Annotated in this window: 12 protein-coding genes and 1 tRNA gene; 4 read left to right on the top strand and 9 right to left on the bottom strand. The window is 49.2% G+C overall.

What is annotated here, in order from left to right:
- Window positions 1-285 precede the first annotated feature (285 nt).
- From HMPREF0733_RS11040 to HMPREF0733_RS11465, 4 genes are all read right to left on the bottom strand, one after another.
- Entirely contained in the window at window positions 286-969 is a 684-nt protein-coding gene (locus HMPREF0733_RS11040) for a transcriptional initiation protein Tat (protein WP_080556877.1), read from the bottom strand.
- A 209-nt stretch (window positions 970-1,178) separates the two neighbouring features.
- Window positions 1,179-3,347 (bottom strand): excinuclease ABC subunit UvrB, encoded by a 2,169-nt coding sequence (gene uvrB, locus HMPREF0733_RS08795; protein WP_013398987.1) that lies wholly within the window; start codon window positions 3,345-3,347, stop codon window positions 1,179-1,181.
- Between the two features lie 114 nt (window positions 3,348-3,461).
- A complete protein-coding gene (locus HMPREF0733_RS08790) occupies window positions 3,462-4,661 on the bottom strand; it encodes a hypothetical protein (RefSeq protein ID WP_244864706.1) in 1,200 nt (399 codons plus the stop codon).
- Between the two features lie 139 nt (window positions 4,662-4,800).
- Entirely contained in the window at window positions 4,801-5,493 is a 693-nt protein-coding gene (locus tag HMPREF0733_RS11465) for an IMPACT family protein (protein ID WP_115333568.1), read from the bottom strand.
- Window positions 5,494-5,526: 33 nt separating this feature from the next.
- On the opposite strand from HMPREF0733_RS11465, the gene coaE reads away from it, so the two are divergent.
- Window positions 5,527-6,147, top strand: coding sequence for a dephospho-CoA kinase (coaE, locus tag HMPREF0733_RS08780; RefSeq protein ID WP_244864704.1), 621 nt, complete (start codon window positions 5,527-5,529; stop codon window positions 6,145-6,147).
- Between the two features lie 115 nt (window positions 6,148-6,262).
- On the opposite strand, the gene rpsA is transcribed toward coaE, so the two are convergent.
- Window positions 6,263-7,723: a 30S ribosomal protein S1 gene (rpsA, locus tag HMPREF0733_RS08775; protein ID WP_004004572.1), complete on the bottom strand. Its 1,461-nt coding sequence runs from the start codon at window positions 7,721-7,723 to the stop codon at window positions 6,263-6,265.
- A gap of 323 nt (window positions 7,724-8,046) precedes the next feature.
- On the bottom strand, window positions 8,047-10,992 hold the full coding sequence (gene polA, locus HMPREF0733_RS08770) for a DNA polymerase I (protein WP_080556875.1): 2,946 nt from the start codon (window positions 10,990-10,992) through the stop codon (window positions 8,047-8,049).
- A 229-nt stretch (window positions 10,993-11,221) separates the two neighbouring features.
- Between polA and HMPREF0733_RS08765 the strand changes: the two genes are divergently transcribed.
- Entirely contained in the window at window positions 11,222-12,499 is a 1,278-nt protein-coding gene (locus HMPREF0733_RS08765; protein ID WP_013398982.1) for a dicarboxylate/amino acid:cation symporter, read from the top strand.
- Window positions 12,500-12,578: 79 nt separating this feature from the next.
- On the opposite strand, the gene HMPREF0733_RS08760 is transcribed toward HMPREF0733_RS08765, so the two are convergent.
- Window positions 12,579-12,992, bottom strand: coding sequence for a nuclear transport factor 2 family protein (locus tag HMPREF0733_RS08760; RefSeq protein ID WP_037230878.1), 414 nt, complete (start codon window positions 12,990-12,992; stop codon window positions 12,579-12,581).
- A 112-nt stretch (window positions 12,993-13,104) separates the two neighbouring features.
- On the opposite strand from HMPREF0733_RS08760, the gene HMPREF0733_RS08755 reads away from it, so the two are divergent.
- Window positions 13,105-13,569 (top strand): PaaI family thioesterase, encoded by a 465-nt coding sequence (locus HMPREF0733_RS08755; protein ID WP_013398980.1) that lies wholly within the window; start codon window positions 13,105-13,107, stop codon window positions 13,567-13,569.
- Window positions 13,570-14,009: 440 nt separating this feature from the next.
- Here HMPREF0733_RS08755 and HMPREF0733_RS08750 read toward each other — a convergent pair whose 3' ends face one another.
- A complete protein-coding gene (locus tag HMPREF0733_RS08750) occupies window positions 14,010-14,624 on the bottom strand; it encodes an ANTAR domain-containing response regulator (protein ID WP_004004567.1) in 615 nt (204 codons plus the stop codon).
- 211 nt (window positions 14,625-14,835) lie between these two features.
- Between HMPREF0733_RS08750 and HMPREF0733_RS08745 the strand changes: the two genes are divergently transcribed.
- A tRNA-Leu gene (locus HMPREF0733_RS08745) sits at window positions 14,836-14,915 on the top strand.
- A 199-nt stretch (window positions 14,916-15,114) separates the two neighbouring features.
- Here the strand turns inward: HMPREF0733_RS08745 and pyk are convergent.
- Window positions 15,115-16,593, bottom strand: coding sequence for a pyruvate kinase (gene pyk, locus HMPREF0733_RS08740; protein WP_013398979.1), 1,479 nt, complete (start codon window positions 16,591-16,593; stop codon window positions 15,115-15,117).
- Between the last annotated feature and the right edge of the window lie 225 nt (window positions 16,594-16,818).

Here is a 16,818-nt window from a genome sequence, read left to right as displayed (position 1 = left end):
TCACAGCCGGAAGCTGCAAAAGCTGGTACTGTCACTGCTGACAGCACTGCAGGTACAGCCCAGGCTATACCTTTAGTAACAGTGCGGCGATTTGCCCTGTAATCGCAGCTCTGCGACGCACCGGTTCGCACAGGTATTGTTCCTTCTTTCAAGTTTTGATGACCACCTAAACCCTTATGGAACAAGAACACATCCAGAGTGTAGGTATACGTGTAAATCTATGCATATGCGCTACGACATTATTATCTTTCTGTGCATGTACAAGGTTATGCAAAATAATCTACTTTACATTGGCTCAAAAATTGGCACAGTAAAGCCAAGACCACGATTCTGGACTCGACGAGACTCCAGGCCCTCGGCAGGAACGTCAAAGACAGCCTCAAACCTATAGACTCCAGGAATTGCTTTGAGAGTCCATTCTTGTGCCTGTATATCTTCACCTAAGGGAACTGGAATAAACCCCCCAGGTTGTCCAGCGGGGTCAGTGGTATATCGAAGAGTTTTTCCGTTAATAAGTTTTCCCCGAGGATCTCTCAGGGTAATAGTTACTTTAGGATTACCACGGTATTCTCCGGAAGCTGCTCGTGTTTCCATAGCCGTCATATAGATACGTACACGATACATACCACATTCAGTATTTAAAATACTGCTGTCATCAGATCCTGATTCAAACCCCGCAGTAATCCTAATAGTAGCGGGTTCTTCACCTAAAGCAGTTGTATTTGAAATCCAATATTCTTTTCCATGAAACGTGCTCGGACGATTAGATCCAGCGGACTTGAGTTTTCCTCTGTCTGGATTCTTAATGGCCCACGAACCCGCCTGGCGAAATCCAGGGGCGCTCTTAGGGTCACATCGGGATGCAGCAACTGCTGGAACCGCTGTAGAAGCGACCACTATCGGGGTAGCCCATGCGACGCCCTTAGCCACAGCACGTCGATTAATAGGTATTGACTTATTTCTGGGCAAAAGCTTCTCCTTGAATGCCTATGCATATCTTGTGAGTGAGTGTAATTGCTTCTCTGCTAACAAGTAATTATAACGCGCAAATTCCTATACATCTGTGAAGTGAAAATAACGCATATCTTCATCGAAGCAATATTCTAAATTTTAGGACAAAACACAATATCTCAACAAGTATAAGGTTGAACCTTTATATTTTCATTCTTAATAAGACATTACGCATGCCCAGCTTCTCGCATCTGCCGAAATTCTTTTTTGAGATCGGTAAGTTCATCACGTAAACGTGCCGCTAACTCAAACTGCAGGTTTTCTGCAGCCAGACGCATCTGCTCACTCAATTGTTCGATAAGTTCCAACAGATCCTCAGCAGGCTCAGCTGCGAGACCATCGGCGCGAACACGGTCTTGAGCTTTGGCAAGAAGAGCATCCGACTCTGGGGTACTTGCTGCGATCTTCGAAGAAGTACTTGACCCTGTCTTCGCTCCGGCTTCAACTGTTCGAGAACCTTTCTTACCGCTCTTGCGTAATTGCAAAAGCTCATGTGTGTCTTCCTCTTCGCGAGCGAGAACATCTGTAATATCCGCAATTTTCTTCCTCAGAGGCTGCGGATCTATGCCGTGCTCCCGGTTATACGCCTGCTGAATCTCTCGACGACGGTTCGTCTCGTCAATAGCAGTACGCATTGAATCGGTAACAGTATCTGCATACATATGTACCTGCCCCGAGACGTTACGCGCTGCACGACCAATCGTCTGGATGAGCGAGGTCGTCGAACGTAAGAATCCTTCTTTATCAGCGTCCAAAATAGCCACCAGTGAAACCTCAGGAAGGTCCAGTCCCTCACGAAGCAGATTAATACCTACCAGAACATCAAAAGTGCCCATGCGAAGCTCACGTAACAGCTCTACGCGTTTGAGAGTATCTACATCGGAGTGCAAATATTGCACACGTACTCCATGCTGCACCAAATACTCGGTCAAGTCTTCTGCCATACGTTTGGTTAGAGTCGTCACCAAAACACGCTCGTCGCGTTCAGTACGCTCTTGAATTTGTTCAAGAAGGTCGTCAATCTGCCCCTTCGTAGGCTTTACAATAATCTCTGGGTCCACCAGTCCTGTTGGACGAATAATCTGCTCAACATAACCATCAGCCTGCGAAAGCTCATACTTGCCGGGAGTAGCCGAAAGATAAATAGTTTGCCCTATGCGCTCTAAGAATTCATCCCATTTTAGAGGGCGGTTGTCCATGGCAGAAGGCAGACGGAACCCATGTTCCACGAGCGTACGTTTACGAGACATATCGCCCTCGTACATGGCACCGATTTGAGGTACCGTCACGTGTGACTCGTCGATAATAAGCAGGAAATCATCGGGGAAATAGTCTAACAGACAATGCGGAGCCGAACCTGCTGAACGACCGTCGATATGGCGTGAATAGTTCTCAATACCGCTGGTGAACCCCATCTGTTCCATCATCTCAAGGTCATAGGTGGTACGCATACGTAGTCGCTGTGCCTCCAGCAGCTTCCCCTGAGATTCTAGCGTTTGTAAACGTTCCTGGAGTTCGTCTTCGATAGAGGCAATAGCGCGAGCCATGCGCTCAGGACCGGCAACATAGTGGCTCGCTGGGAAGACATACATCTCGTCTTCCTCTCGAATAACCTCACCCGTGAGCGGGTGCAGAGTATAAATAGCCTCAATCTCATCGCCGAAGAATTCAATACGAATAGCATGCTCTTCGTACATAGGGATGATTTCGACAGTATCGCCCCTCACCCGAAAGGTTCCACGGTGAAAATCCATGTCGTTACGGGCGTACTGCATATTCACGAATTGGCGCAGCAGGTCATCACGATCTATCTCATCCCCGCGCTCAAGAGTGACCATCTGCTCCACATATTCTTCGGGCGTACCCAAACCGTAAATACACGATACAGTCGAGACCACAACAACATCGCGGCGAGTCAAAAGGGAATTCGTAGCAGAGTGCCGCAGGCGTTCTACTTCTTCATTGATCGAGGAGTCTTTCTCAATAAAAGTATCCGTCTGCGGAACATATGCCTCAGGCTGATAGTAGTCATAGTATGAGACGAAATACTCGACTGCGTTATTGGGCAAGAGCTCACGCAGTTCATTGGCTAACTGGGCAGCAAGAGTCTTATTCTGCACCATAACAAGCGTAGGACGCTGCACAGATTCGACCAGCCATGCCGCCGTAGCAGATTTACCGGTGCCGGTGGCACCCATCAGAACGATGTCTTTTTCACCGTTCTCCACGCGCTCAGTAAGCTCAACAATAGCCTTAGGCTGATCACCAGCTGGCTGATATGGACTGACAACTTCAAAAGGGGCTACGACTCGTTTAATCTCCGGAGCAAGACTCATACATCTATTCTAGTTGATGTATTCGAGAAATCAGAGGGTTTCACTCTAGGAAGATGCATGCCACCATCTAAGAAATTGATGGGTCCAATATCCCACACGATCCAAACTTGATACTTATTTAACTATAGCTCCCGATAGTTGCATGAAATCTCGTACTGTCATGGGCAGGTAGCCATTTAGCGCTCCCATGAGAGCGGCGAGCGTATCGTCTTCGTCAGCTTTCATTGGAATGCCGACCGCAGGCATAGTAATCCGTTGCTTATAAAGATCGAGTACAGCACAGATCGTGCGCCCTGGAACATCCAGAACGTGAAAATTGCCGCGATGCGCAACCGCGCGAATATTTTTATCCGGGGTAATAATCAAAGATCGCAGATCTGGCGCAACCCGAGAATCAAACCGTGGAGCGCCATTTTGCGACGGTGCATTACAGGTATCATCCTCATCAGTGCTCTGAGGAAAGCACTCACCTACAAGAGCCGTCACCACAATATACCGCGCTCCCATTTTCATGGCGCGGTGCACGTTAATTTCAGCGTATTCTTCAATACGGTATCCCAGCTCAAGCCCACATCGAATATCGTTCTCTGAATCTTCTACTTCTTCATCCCAGAAACATGAGAAACATGTATCTGGTGCACCCCGCTCTATGGTATGCACGCGTTGGTAGTCATCGTCGAGGAGCATAACAGATAGTTCATACCCGTCAGGAATTTCGCGTATACCTGTAGCACTCAGCGCCACAGCTTCATTGGAGTTTCCCAACGGAAAAGTTTCCCACAGACTGGGTATAAAGGGGTTAACTGCACCATCGAGCGCTGGATTACATGAGACCGGCTGGGGTTCGGCTTCCATAGGCTGGTAAAAATCTTGAGGCGGCATGGTCACAATTAGTCCACGCATCTTAGGTGCCAAACAGAGCTCTAGGGCTAGGAGTAGACGGGCAGCATGAGCACGAGTTATCACAGGGGCCTGGATGATATGCAGCATACGAGAATTATCTTGAGAGATTTTCTCCCCCACGCCGCGAGCTGCGTTGGAATACTGATTATAGAGGCGAACTAGGGTTCCTTGAGGAAGATTTTCGCCTACTTCTTGAAGAGTGACTGCAATACGTTCAATTTCAGAAGGAAAAGCACGGCAAATACGGTTAAGCTGTTGCGCAAAATCATGCGGCCGCTGCGTCAACACGTTCAGGAGCGTATCTAGGTTACCCTGCGCATAAGCATTGAGAATCTGCTCAACAGTCGCAGGTTCAACATCGGGTTTAGGCGTATGTGTGACGGAGCTATGCTGTTCAGAGTTAAAATGCACGGGAAAATTCTCGGCTTTCACTTGCGGTGTATGTGGCAGACAATGCTGCACCGTATTCAACGTACCACAATCAACACCAAGATACTATGCCTATCCTAGTTTAAAATTTAGGGTATGCTCTAAATCTAATATGGCTAGGCTAAAAACAGGGAATATCTACCCACCGGGTATCGCCCCATACGATATTTTTCCGACCAGAAGTTATTGCTATAACACGTTCCTGTGCCTCGCGCTTCTTCTGCTCCCGGTCGAAAACACCTAGAGAGATCTGGGCGCCGTCTACAAGATAATCCGTACCTAATACTTCAATTCCTGATGCCCGAATCTCATTCTCCACTCGCCCAACCTCAGCCAGAGAAACTAAAACGGTGCCTACCCGCATCCGTTCCCGAGAATCAAAATGGGCGTTATCGAGAGTCTGCACCACCGCATCGGTATAGGCGCGCACCAATCCGCCAGCGCCCAGTTTGATACCCCCAAAATAACGAACAACAACGGCCACAAGATCAGAAAGGTCAGTACCGCCCTCATCAATGCGTGTCTGGCGTGCTAAAAGAGCTTGAAGCATTGGAATTCCTGCAGTACCAGCAGGTTCGCCATCGTCCGATGAACGTTGAATTTCACGGTCCGCTCCAAGAACAAAGGCCGAACACACATGGCGGGCATCGTGATAGCTCTTCCGAAGCGAATCTATGTAAGTGCGTGCCTCATCTGTTGTGTATACGCGTTTAACATGACCAATAAATTCGCTACGCTTAATCTCAAGAAGACTCTCATAGGGCTCTATTCCATGCAATACTGTGTATCGTTGTGCACGGGATTCTTGGAACATTTGAGTACTCACAACTACTATTCTAGGGGTTTCATGGGCGTTACACAGTACCGTCGCTACGCGCTGACAGGCGGCATTGGAAGCGGTAAAAGCACAGTCGCGCGGATGTTCAGGGATCTAGGCGCCGTTATTATTGATGCAGATGCGATCTCGCGTGAACTCATGGAGCCTGGGCAGGAAGTCCTTGCTCGCACAGTCAACCTCTTCGGAGAGTCCGTCCTCAATGCAGACGGAACCCTTAATCGTGCTCGTTTAGCGGAACGTATCTTTGCCCATGACGCAGAGCGAAAGAAACTCAATGCTATTGTGCATCCCAAAGTTCGTGCTCGCGCCTCTGAGATTGTTGACGATGCGGTAAACTCCCCCAGCTTTTCGGGCATTATCATTGATGATATTCCGCTCCTGGTTGAGACTCAACGCGCTGCAGAATTTGATGCTGTCATTGCGGTACAGACAGATCTCCCCATTCGTCTAGAGCGACTTAGCAAATATCGGAATATGTCTTATGCAGAAGCCCAAGCACGCATTTCTGCTCAAGCCACCGATCAACAGCGCTCCGCCATTGCTCGGTGGGTTATTACCAATAGTGGATCTCGTGATGATACTCAAGCACAGGTTCAAAAGGTTTGGGACGAACTACGTGCTGAGGTCTAAAACTGTACGCGAGAAAAGACGCACAATACTACACGAGGGTTCCCCAGGTTTGGGGAACCCTCGTGCGTGATATTTATGCTCTAGAACTAGAGGCTACTCTATAAACGAATAAACCTTAGTTACCAGTCAGCTTCTTACGCAGTTCTGCTAGAGCCTCGTCAGATGCGAGAGTACCAGCGGAAGACTTCTCATCGGAAGAGTAAGATGATGCGGGTGCTGGCTCAGCTGCGGCAACGGGAGCAGCAGCGGCTGCCTCTGCGTCAGCTTCAAGTGCTTTAGCAACCTGAACCTTGTGTGCCTCGAAACGAGCCTGTGCTTCTGCATATTGTGCTTCCCAAGCCTCGCGCTGTGCGTCAAAGCCTTCAAGCCATTCGTTAGCTTCGGGATCGAAGCCTTCGGGGTACTTGTAGTTGCCAGCTTCATCGTATTCAGCTGCCATACCGTACAGTGCGGGATCGAACTCAGTAGCGTTGGGATCAACGCCTTCGTTAGCCTGTTTGAGGGACAGGGAGATACGACGACGATCCATATCAATATCAATGATCTTGACGAAGAGCTCTTCGCCCACTGAAACAACCTGCTCTGCCAAATCAACATGGCGCACAGCAAGCTCAGAGATATGAACCAGACCCTCAATACCGTCTTCAACACGAACAAACGCACCGAAGGGAACGAGCTTAGTAACCTTACCGGGTACGATCTGACCCAGAGCGTGGGTGCGAGCAAATGCCTGCCACGGATCTTCCTGGGTGGCCTTCAAAGACAGTGAGACACGCTCACGATCCAGATCAACCTCAAGAACTTCAACGGTTACAGGCTGACCAACTTCGACAACCTCGGAGGGGTGGTCGATGTGCTTCCAGGAGAGTTCGGAAACGTGAACCAGACCGTCCACGCCACCCAAATCGACGAAGGCACCGAAGTTGACGATAGACGATACAACACCTTCGCGTACCTGGCCCTTTTCGAGCTGGTTGAGGAAAGTGGAGCGAACCTCGGACTGAGTCTGCTCAAGCCATGCACGGCGAGAGAGAACAACATTGTTGCGGTTCTTGTCAAGCTCGATGATCTTAGCTTCGAGCTGCTGACCGATGTAGGGTGCAAGATCGCGAACACGACGCATCTCAACGAGGGATGCGGGCAGGAAGCCTCGCAGACCAATGTCAAGGATAAGACCGCCCTTGACAACCTCAATAACGGTACCGGTGACGACGCCGTCGTTTTCCTTGATCTTTTCGATGTCGCCCCATGCACGCTCGTATTGTGCGCGCTTCTTGGAGAGGATCAGGCGACCTTCCTTGTCTTCCTTAGTCAGGACGAGAGCCTCGATTTCATCGCCAACTGCGACTACTTCACCGGGATCTACATCGTGCTTGATAGAAAGCTCGCGAGAGGGAATGACGCCTTCGGTCTTGTAACCGATGTCGAGCAGAACCTCGTCGTGATCAACCTTAACAACCTGACCGGAGACGAGATCGCCATCGTTGAAGTACTTGATGGTCTCGTCAACTGCCTTGAGGAATTCTTCCTCGTTGCCGATGTCGTTGATTGCGACCTGAGGGATGTTGGTGCTCATGTAGTTAGGGCTCCAATTGGATTAATAATAGGTCGACGTCTCCGGCAAGTTTGCGAGCGCCCACTTGCTGTTTCCTACTCAAAACATGGGAGGTGACGTCGATTCTGACGGATACTTACCGCGCGTATCATCCGGAAGATGCGTAGGTACATACCTCTGGTGCATAGGGATGCTGATACACGCGATTACTAGTGTACGTGTTTTTCGGGCGTGTCGTCAATGAATGACGCGCATCGGTGCGGGTATTTTTTGCATTATATTCTGTGTGCAATATATTCCGAATAAGTCCGACGGCATCGTTCATCTCTATTCACGGCTTCTGACTAGTGGCCGGCTTCTTCCCAGGACTTGCCCCAGCCAACTTGCACGTCGAGAGGAACCTTCAGCTCAATAGCTTCACTCATTTCTTCTACTAGGATGCGCTGCGCTGCTTCGCGTTCACCGGCGGCAACTTCGAGGATAATCTCGTCATGAACCTGCAAGAGCATGCGGGTCTTAAGGTTCTCTTCTTGAAGTCGGCGGTGAATGTTAATCATCGCGATTTTAATAATGTCTGCAGCTGTCCCCTGAATTGGAGCGTTGAGGGCAGCTCGTTCGGCTGCCTCACGTCGAGTTCGGTTTGGAGAGTCAAGATCTGGCAGTGAACGGCGGCGCCCATAAATAGTTTCGGTATAACCGTCATTATGAGCCTGTTTGACGACCCCGCGCAGGAAACGCCCCACACGACCAAATCGTTTGAAGTAGTTGGTGCGTAACTCCCCTGCCTCATCGGAGCTAATGTTGAGCTGCTTCGCGAGACCAAATCGAGAAAGACCGTATGCCAGTCCATAAGACATTGCTTTAACTTTCGCACGCATCTGGGGTGTCACCTCTTCGGGGGCAACCCCGAACACCTCAGAGCCAACGTACCGATGTAGGTCTTCACCATCCGCATAAGCCTGGATTAATTTCTCATCGGCGGCAAGATGCACCATAATACGCATCTCAATCTGCGAGTAGTCGGCGGTGAGCAAGCCTTCATACTCTACGCCGTCTAAAATTTTTGGAGCCACGATAAAGGCGCCGCGGATACGCCGCCCTTCATCAGTGCGGATTGGAATATTCTGCAGGTTCGGCGCCGTTGAGGACAGACGCCCCGTTGATGCGGCATTTTGCTGGAAAGTAGTGTGTACACGACCATCTGCGACTGCCGCTTTTTGTAAACCTTCGACAGTCTGTTTGAGCTTGATGTTATCTCGGTATGCCTGGAGCGCAATCAAGAATTGAGCACCATCTGACTCCGGCGATACTTTGGTCAACAAGTCAGCCACAGATTCTGAATCCGTTGAATATCCGGACTTAATTTTGCGGGTCTTCGGAAGACCGAGCCTCTCAAAGAGTACAGTTTGGAGCTGTTTCACAGATGCCAAATTGAGGGGCTCACCATTGACGTCACCACCAATAAGTACTTTCGCCTGTTCCTCGGCCATGGATGCGCGTGAGCTGAACGTATCATTAAGCTCGTTTAGTAAGGCATCTGAGACAGCGATACCCGCCTGTTCCATATCGGCCAGAACGTACAGAAGCGGAAGCTCAATATCTTCATAAATCTTAAGCTGACCCTGTTCCTGCATCTCGAAGTGCAGAATACGCGCCAGTTCGTGAATAACCCGTGAAACCTGGGTAAAGTAACGTAGGTTCTCTTCACCGGGCATCTCAAAAAGTGAGGGTGCTTCCTCTGGGAAGACAAGTTCGCTGAATTCCTGTTGGGGAATCCAAAGATATTTCTCGGCTAAATCCTCAATACGTTCAGCAAAGAGCCTACGATTCGCAGCTGCTATGTATCCGCACATATATGAGGATAATGACGGATCTTCGATGGCTCCATCGAGTTTATACCCGTACTCACGTAAGAGTTTCCGCTGATTTTTGAGATCCATCACGATCTTACGCATTTGAGGGTCAGAAACCCACTCCGCGAATGCTGAGGCGAGATCTTCGGAAATATTCGTCAGGTTGATCCACAGCGACGATTCTTTCGAGGTCAGAATAATTCCTCGCAGTACCGGATTCTCTTCAGCAGCGCGAATCTTAGTCTTGGTAACTTTCACACCTTCACGGGCTACAGGCACATCAATCACAGGGAAAAGCGTAACCGCACCTTTAAGCCTTTCAGGAACCTCAATGGCATTACCCGATGCGTCACGCCCATACCCAACGTGGGCTGCATGCTCGCACCATACACGAAAATCTGCGGCCGATTTCACGGTGATCGCATCATCGGTACGAATCGGCTCAAAGGTGGGACCACTCGGAACACCATTATCTGTCATGGGTTCTTCACCTGCGGTACGAACTTGCGCACCCAAAGCACGTATGACAGGCCCTAATATATCCTGGGCCCGCTTACGAATAGTGCGGAATTCCACTTCATCGAAGAACGCTTCAAGCTCTTGAAGGTCCGGAATAAACCGCATTTGATCGAACTCAACATCCAAATTGAGCGTGTCAACAAGCTGGTTGAGGCGACGATTCCTGCGCACATTCTCAATGTTTTCGCGCAGAGCCTCACCTTTTTTACCTTTGATGTTCTCGCTATTAGCAAGTACACCTTCAAGATCACCGTACTCGTGAAGCCATTTAGCAGCAAAGCCTGGTCCAACTCCGGGGACTCCAGGCAGATTATCGGCTTGCTCACCGGTGAGCGCAGCGAGATCCGGATACAGCCGAGGTGGTACTTTTGTTTTTTTCTCAACCGCTGCAGGATCCATACGCTGAATACCTTTGGAGGGACCAGTCGTTACGGGATACAGCAATGTAACATCGTCCGTAACAAGCTGGAAAATATCGCGGTCTCCTGAAAGAATGAGCACTTTGTATTGAGCTTCTGATCCCTGCCGTGTCAGGGTCGCGACGATATCATCTGCCTCATAATTCTCCTGGGTGAGCGCCGGGATTTTCAGAGCTCCGAGCATCTTCTTGATGAGATCAAGCTGCCCGTCGAAGGCTTCAGGGATAACGTTACGGCCGCTCTTATATTCGCTGTATTCCTCCGTGCGAAAAGTACCACCGGGCAGATCGAATGCCACCGCAATATGGCTAGGGTTATGGTCTTTAATAATGTTCAGCAAGGTAGACAGGAAGGCATGAACTGCTTCCGTATGCTGCCCGTCGCTTCGCACAAAAACATGGCTTCCCGTTTTCTCTGCCATTGTATAAATGCCAAAGAAAGAGCGAAGGGCCAGTGAATGTCCATCAATAAGGAGCAGGGTATTTTCTGAGTTACTCACAATCCCATTCTAGAGGTTTTCGACGGCGTGAGTGATAGTGAACGCAACACGCCTGAAAACTTCTAAAAGGCCTAGTACCGGCTAGGCGTTTTCATGTCATGAACGTCTGTCCTGTCGCTGGATAAACATATTCATTCACGCTAGGATATAACTCTATACTTGAGTGTTCCCTGAGAATACCGGGGATGAGCGGCATGGATCTTATCGGTCCCAACACACATAGGAAATTATGAAACTACTCAAAAAGATCCCTCTCCTTGCCTGGATTGTGATTGCAATTCTTGCAGGTGTTCTTATCGGTGCTACAACTCCTGGGATGATCGGTGGCATAAATAGCGGGCTGGGTACCTCTATCCCTACCGATGTTGTAGTTCAGATCTTTGTCTCGTTCTCTACTGTTTTCAGTGCGTTCCTGAGCTTCTCTATCCCGCTTATTATTATCGGTTTTATCGTTCCAGGAATTGGTTCGCTAGCCCAAGGTGCAGGTAAGATGCTGGGCATTACCGTAGCTCTATCATATCTTTCCAGTATTGTTGCTGGATTTTTAGCTTTAACGGCGGCACTATTCCTGTACCCTATTTTGTTGAAGGGGCAACGGTTAGAATCTTTTGATAACCCTGAAAATGCACTCTCGACAGGATACATCAAGTTTGAGCTTGACCCCATTATGGGAGTGATGAGCGCACTTATTCTGTCCTTTATCCTAGGTCTGGGAATAACAGCCCTCAAGACTCGTAGCATGCTCAATCTCTTCGAGGATTTTCAAGTTATCATTGAGAAGCTTCTCAGCTACGTTATTATTCCGCTTCTACCCATCCATATCGTGGGTGTCTTTGCGAATATGACCCTTGCGGGCCAGGTTGCTAAGATTCTTTCGGTCTTTGGCATGGTATTCATTATGGTCATTATCTTGCACTGGGTAACGCTAACGCTACAGTACACAGTTGCCGGAAGCGTTTCAAAGCGCAACCCGTTTAGGATGCTCAAGACCATGATGCCCGCCTATTTCACGGCCATCGGAACCCAGTCCTCAGCAGCTACCATCCCGGTAACGGTTCGATCCGCGAAGAAGGCTGGTATTTCTCCTCGCGTGGTTGATTTCGCTATTCCGCTATGCGCTACCATCCACCTTTCGGGTTCTATGATCACGATTACTTCATGTGCAGTCGCAGTCCTGTATATGACTGGGCAAAACCCCAATTTTGCCTCGGTAACTCCAGTAGTGCTTATGCTAGGCATTATGATGGTCGCGGCCCCGGGCGTACCCGGCGGAGGCGTGATGACCGCCATTGGGCTGCTGGAGTCGATGCTTGGTTTCAATGAATCCATGATCGCCCTCATGATTGCTCTGTACCTTGCGCAAGACTCTTTCGGTACCGCAACTAATGTCACCGGAGATGCCACCATTGCAACGTTTACCGAACGTATCTCTAAGATATTGGGAGTTGATCCAACTGCCGGGATTAGCGATGAAGACATCGAAAAAGCAGAAGCAATTTCGGCATAGCCTTGATCTAAACGACGGGGTGCGCGTCCAGAAACCTTGGATGCGCACCCCGTTATTCATATGGAGCTTTACTTACACCTTACTTATTCCGTACGAGGGCTTCGCTAATATGCTGACATCCTTTCCAACCCCAATAGATGCGATGGTTCACAATAAGCCCATCAGATATTTCCATGAGCTCTAAGATATCTATTTGTTCTCCTTCAGGAGTTTCTCGCGGATATTCCCACACCAAAGTTTTCCCATTAGTCAGATACTCCCCCGTGCGGTACCAACGTACAAGTTCATTCGGACGACGGTGGGTGCCCTCTTCCAGAAAATGCTTAATCGCTTCTCGTCCCCGCAAAACTCCGCCGCCAGCTCCGGGAATTATTGCTGGCACGAGGGGGCTTTCAAAAACTGCGTCCTCAGCATAAAGGCTGAGCAGTCCTTCAGTATCACGGTTTTTAGCGTACCGATGCCATTCTTCATAGATACGTGCATGATCATCCATATTCTTACACCTTCCAAAGCAGGAATCTCGTTTCTTCTCAATCCCGACAAACACATACTTGATAAGAGCTCTTTTTCTACTCCACCCTATCACTGGGAGTACACTTGAAGGCATGACTGAATCTACCCCTAAACTATCTGCTGACCTTGTAGCGCAGCTCAACGAGCACGGTGTGCCCGCAGAGACTCATAAATTCTTTCCGAAGGGCTTGGGAGAGCTAATCCCCCGTATGGGAATTATCTTTAGTGAGCTAACTGCTGAGCGAGCTGTGGCATCCATGCCTGTGCAGGGGAATACCCAGCCTGTCGGTTTGCTCCACGGAGGGGCCTCGGCTGTTCTTGCAGAAACTCTTGGTTCATTAGCAGCAGGTATCCATGGAGGAGTTGACTCCATAGCCGTTGGGGTAGATCTCAATGCAACTCACGTGCGCCCCGCCATTAGTGGCCACGTTACGGGAATCTGTACGGCAGTTAAGCTGGGACGTACCGTTTGTGTACACACTATAGAGATTATGGATGAGTCCGATCGAACTATTTGTGCAGCTCGTATAACTAATATGATCATTCCACGACCCTAAAGCAGACATATAGAGGATTGATATGGCGCGCCAACCGTATTCCAAACGCTATCCAAAAATCGTCCGTGCAAAACGTATTACATTGCCCTTAGCCATAGCTGCTCTACTGGTATGTTGGGTTGCCGCTATGGGAAATCCAGGAAGTTTCTGGTGGCTAGGACTTTTCATAGCAGCCGGCGTTTTACTCTGGGCTGGATCCCCAACAGCACGCCCGATTAAAGGTCCTCATGGTAGTGATGACGATGACGACATAACCCGTATAATGCGACGCTAATACATTCATTTCAATGCTGTCGTGAGCAAATGAAAGCGTAAAACAGGAGTGTGGATTTTCAGGACAACAAGAGTCTTGTTGTCCTGAAAATCCACACTCCTGAATTTTATATTCTAGAGCAGCAGCTAATCATCGTTTGGGACTTGACACTAAGGTCCCAAGAATATTACTCAGACAGCTGCTTGATAATAGTATCGGATACCTCTCGCATAGAGAGGCGACGGTCCATTGAGGTCTTCTGAATCCACCGGAATGCCTCAGGCTCGGTGAGGTTCATTTTGGTGATAAGCAATGACTTGGCACGATCTACGAGCTTTCGAGTCTCAAACTGATCACGAATAGTTGTAACCTCTTTCTCTAGCGTACGCAGCTGTTCATATCGAGAAAGCGCCACCTCGATAGCGGGGAAAAGGTCATTAGGAGTAAAGGGCTTGACCACATATGCCATGGCCCCAGCTTCAACAGCACGATCCACCAGCTCTTTCTGGCTGAAAGCGGTCAGGAGCACCACAGGCGCTATTTTTTCCTTTCCGATTTCCTCGGCGGCTGTAATACCGTCCATAATCGGCATTTTGACATCCATGAGCACCAAATCGGGATGGTGTTTTTTGGCAAGCTCGATAGCGGTTTTACCATTATCGGTCTCTGCCACGACCTCGAACCCTTGGTCCTTCAGGATTTCGACGATGTCCAGGCGAATCAATGCTTCGTCTTCGGCAACCACAACGGTGCGCGCCGAGACCTGATCTCCCTCGTGTTCGTGAGCGGTCTTCTCTGACATAACTCTCTCCTTGGTCTATTTTCAGTCGCCTTTATTCTACAGTAGTTAATAAAACTTCATCTACTGTATAAGGTTGAAATTTGTATGTTTCTCGTCTAGGTGCAAAACTATCGTCGAGGATTCAAAGAATACTGTGGATATTTCTTGCTCTTTGTAATTCGATTTTCTGCCAATCGATAGGGTAGAATCTTATGCGTACCTTTGAGTGCAAGCCCGAGTGGCGGAATTGGCAGACGCGCCTGACTCAAAATCAGGTTCTTCGGAGTGTGGGTTCGAGTCCCACCTCGGGCACATTTACTAAACTCGTCTTGACCATAGTTATGGTTTTGAGACGAGTTTTTATTTTCTTGGAGCTCCAGTTCAATAGATTGGGTACCCGCAACTCATATGGTGGGTCTTTCCGCATATAAAAAGTCCCGCCTCCTGCATCAAAGAGGCGGGACTTCTCATAGATTCAGTTCGAAAAATGTTTACACGATAAAGAAGAACCTTACTTATGTTCGTCTTCCCCGTAGGGGCGCAGGTGCTCACGCTCTTCCGGTTCATGTTCGCCGGAACCCTGTTCCTTAATACGGTGTACCTTAACCATATTGGTTGATCCCGCCACCCCGGGAGGCGAACCTGCAGCAATCACAATAAGATCACCCGGTTCTGCGAGCTTATGCTCGACCAGGTAGTCATTTACGATGTCGGTCGTACCGTCAATGTTGGTCGCCACCGGCGCATGCGCAGCTTCAACACCCCACAACAGTGAGATAAAAGCACGCACCTTTGGGTTGGGGGTGAAAGCAAGTACCGGCTGCGCAGGGCGTAGACGTGCTAAACGGCGTGCTGAGTCACCCGTCTGGGTAAAAGTACTAATGTAATCTACATCCAATTGTTCCGCAATGTTTACAGCTGCACGCGTGATGGCACCACCACGGGTACGGGGCTTACGGTCCAGCTGTGGTACGCGGTATAGACCTTTTTCCTCAGTATCACGAATAATGGAGGCCATTGCCGCAATGGTAATAATGGGGTAATTGCCTACCGAAGTCTCGCCGGAGAGCATCACCGCATCGGCGCCATCCAAGATTGCGTTTGCACAGTCAGAGACTTCCGCGCGCGTAGGAGTCGGGCTAGAGATCATGGACTCAAGTACCTGAGTTGCCACGATAACGGGCTTAGCCCAGCGACGAGCCATCTCAATAGCTTTCTTCTGAACCAGTGGCACCTCAGAGAACGGCAGTTCCACGCCAAGGTCGCCACGGGCGACCATGATGCCATCAAACTTGTCGATAATATCTTGCAGATTATCAACGGCTTGAGGCTTTTCGATCTTGGCAATCACCGGAATACGGATACCCTCTTCGGCCATGATCTCATGAACGCGGTTTACGTCTTTCCCGCTACGTACAAAGGAAAGAGCAATAATATCTACGCCCAAATTCAGGGCAAAACGAAGGTCAGCCTCATCCTTCTCGGTCAGTGCGGGAAGAGAAACGGCCGCCCCAGGAAGGTTGATGCCTTTATTGTTTGAAATAGGTCCGCCTACAATCACACGAGTGCGAACACGAGTTGGAGTTACTTCAACGGCTTCCAGTTGGATCTTACCGTCATCCAGCAAAAGTTTATCGCCAGGCTTCACATCGCCAGGAAGACCTTTATAAGTCGTACCACAGATATCCTTGGTACCCTCAACGTCCTCAGAAGTAATCGTAAAATCAGCGCCAGGCTTTAGATATTCTTCCCCGTTTACAAAGCGCTCCAAACGGATCTTAGGACCTTGCAGATCAGCAAGAATAGCTACTTCTTTCCCCAACGCCGCGGATTGTTCACGGATAGTTGTGTAAGAGTTAGTGTGAACGTCATGGTCACCGTGACTCATATTCAGACGGGAAACGTTCATACCCGCCTTGATCGCTTCCGCAATTTTTTCGGGAGAAGAAATAGCCGGACCAATGGTTGCAACGATTTTTGCGCGCCTCATGTACCTAACCTTCGTGTGTTGGGGTGGAACCTTCTAAGAAAGATACCCACAATATAGATGGAACCTTCTCATCAGGAATCCCAATTATTCCCACACAACACCATGTATACACAACATGGCATGTGCGGCATTCATCCCTTCTAGTATATTCCTTCTCAAGCGTTTTCGGGAGGAAAATTCTCGGTATTTTCAGGAAATCCTTGTTTTAACCTCGAACCATGTTGC

This window comes from Rothia dentocariosa ATCC 17931, assembly GCF_000164695.2.
GTDB classification, from domain to species: Bacteria; Actinomycetota; Actinomycetes; order Actinomycetales; family Micrococcaceae; genus Rothia; species Rothia dentocariosa.
Note: the sequence above shows the minus strand (reverse complement) of the source record. Positions and strands in the feature narration are given on the sequence as shown.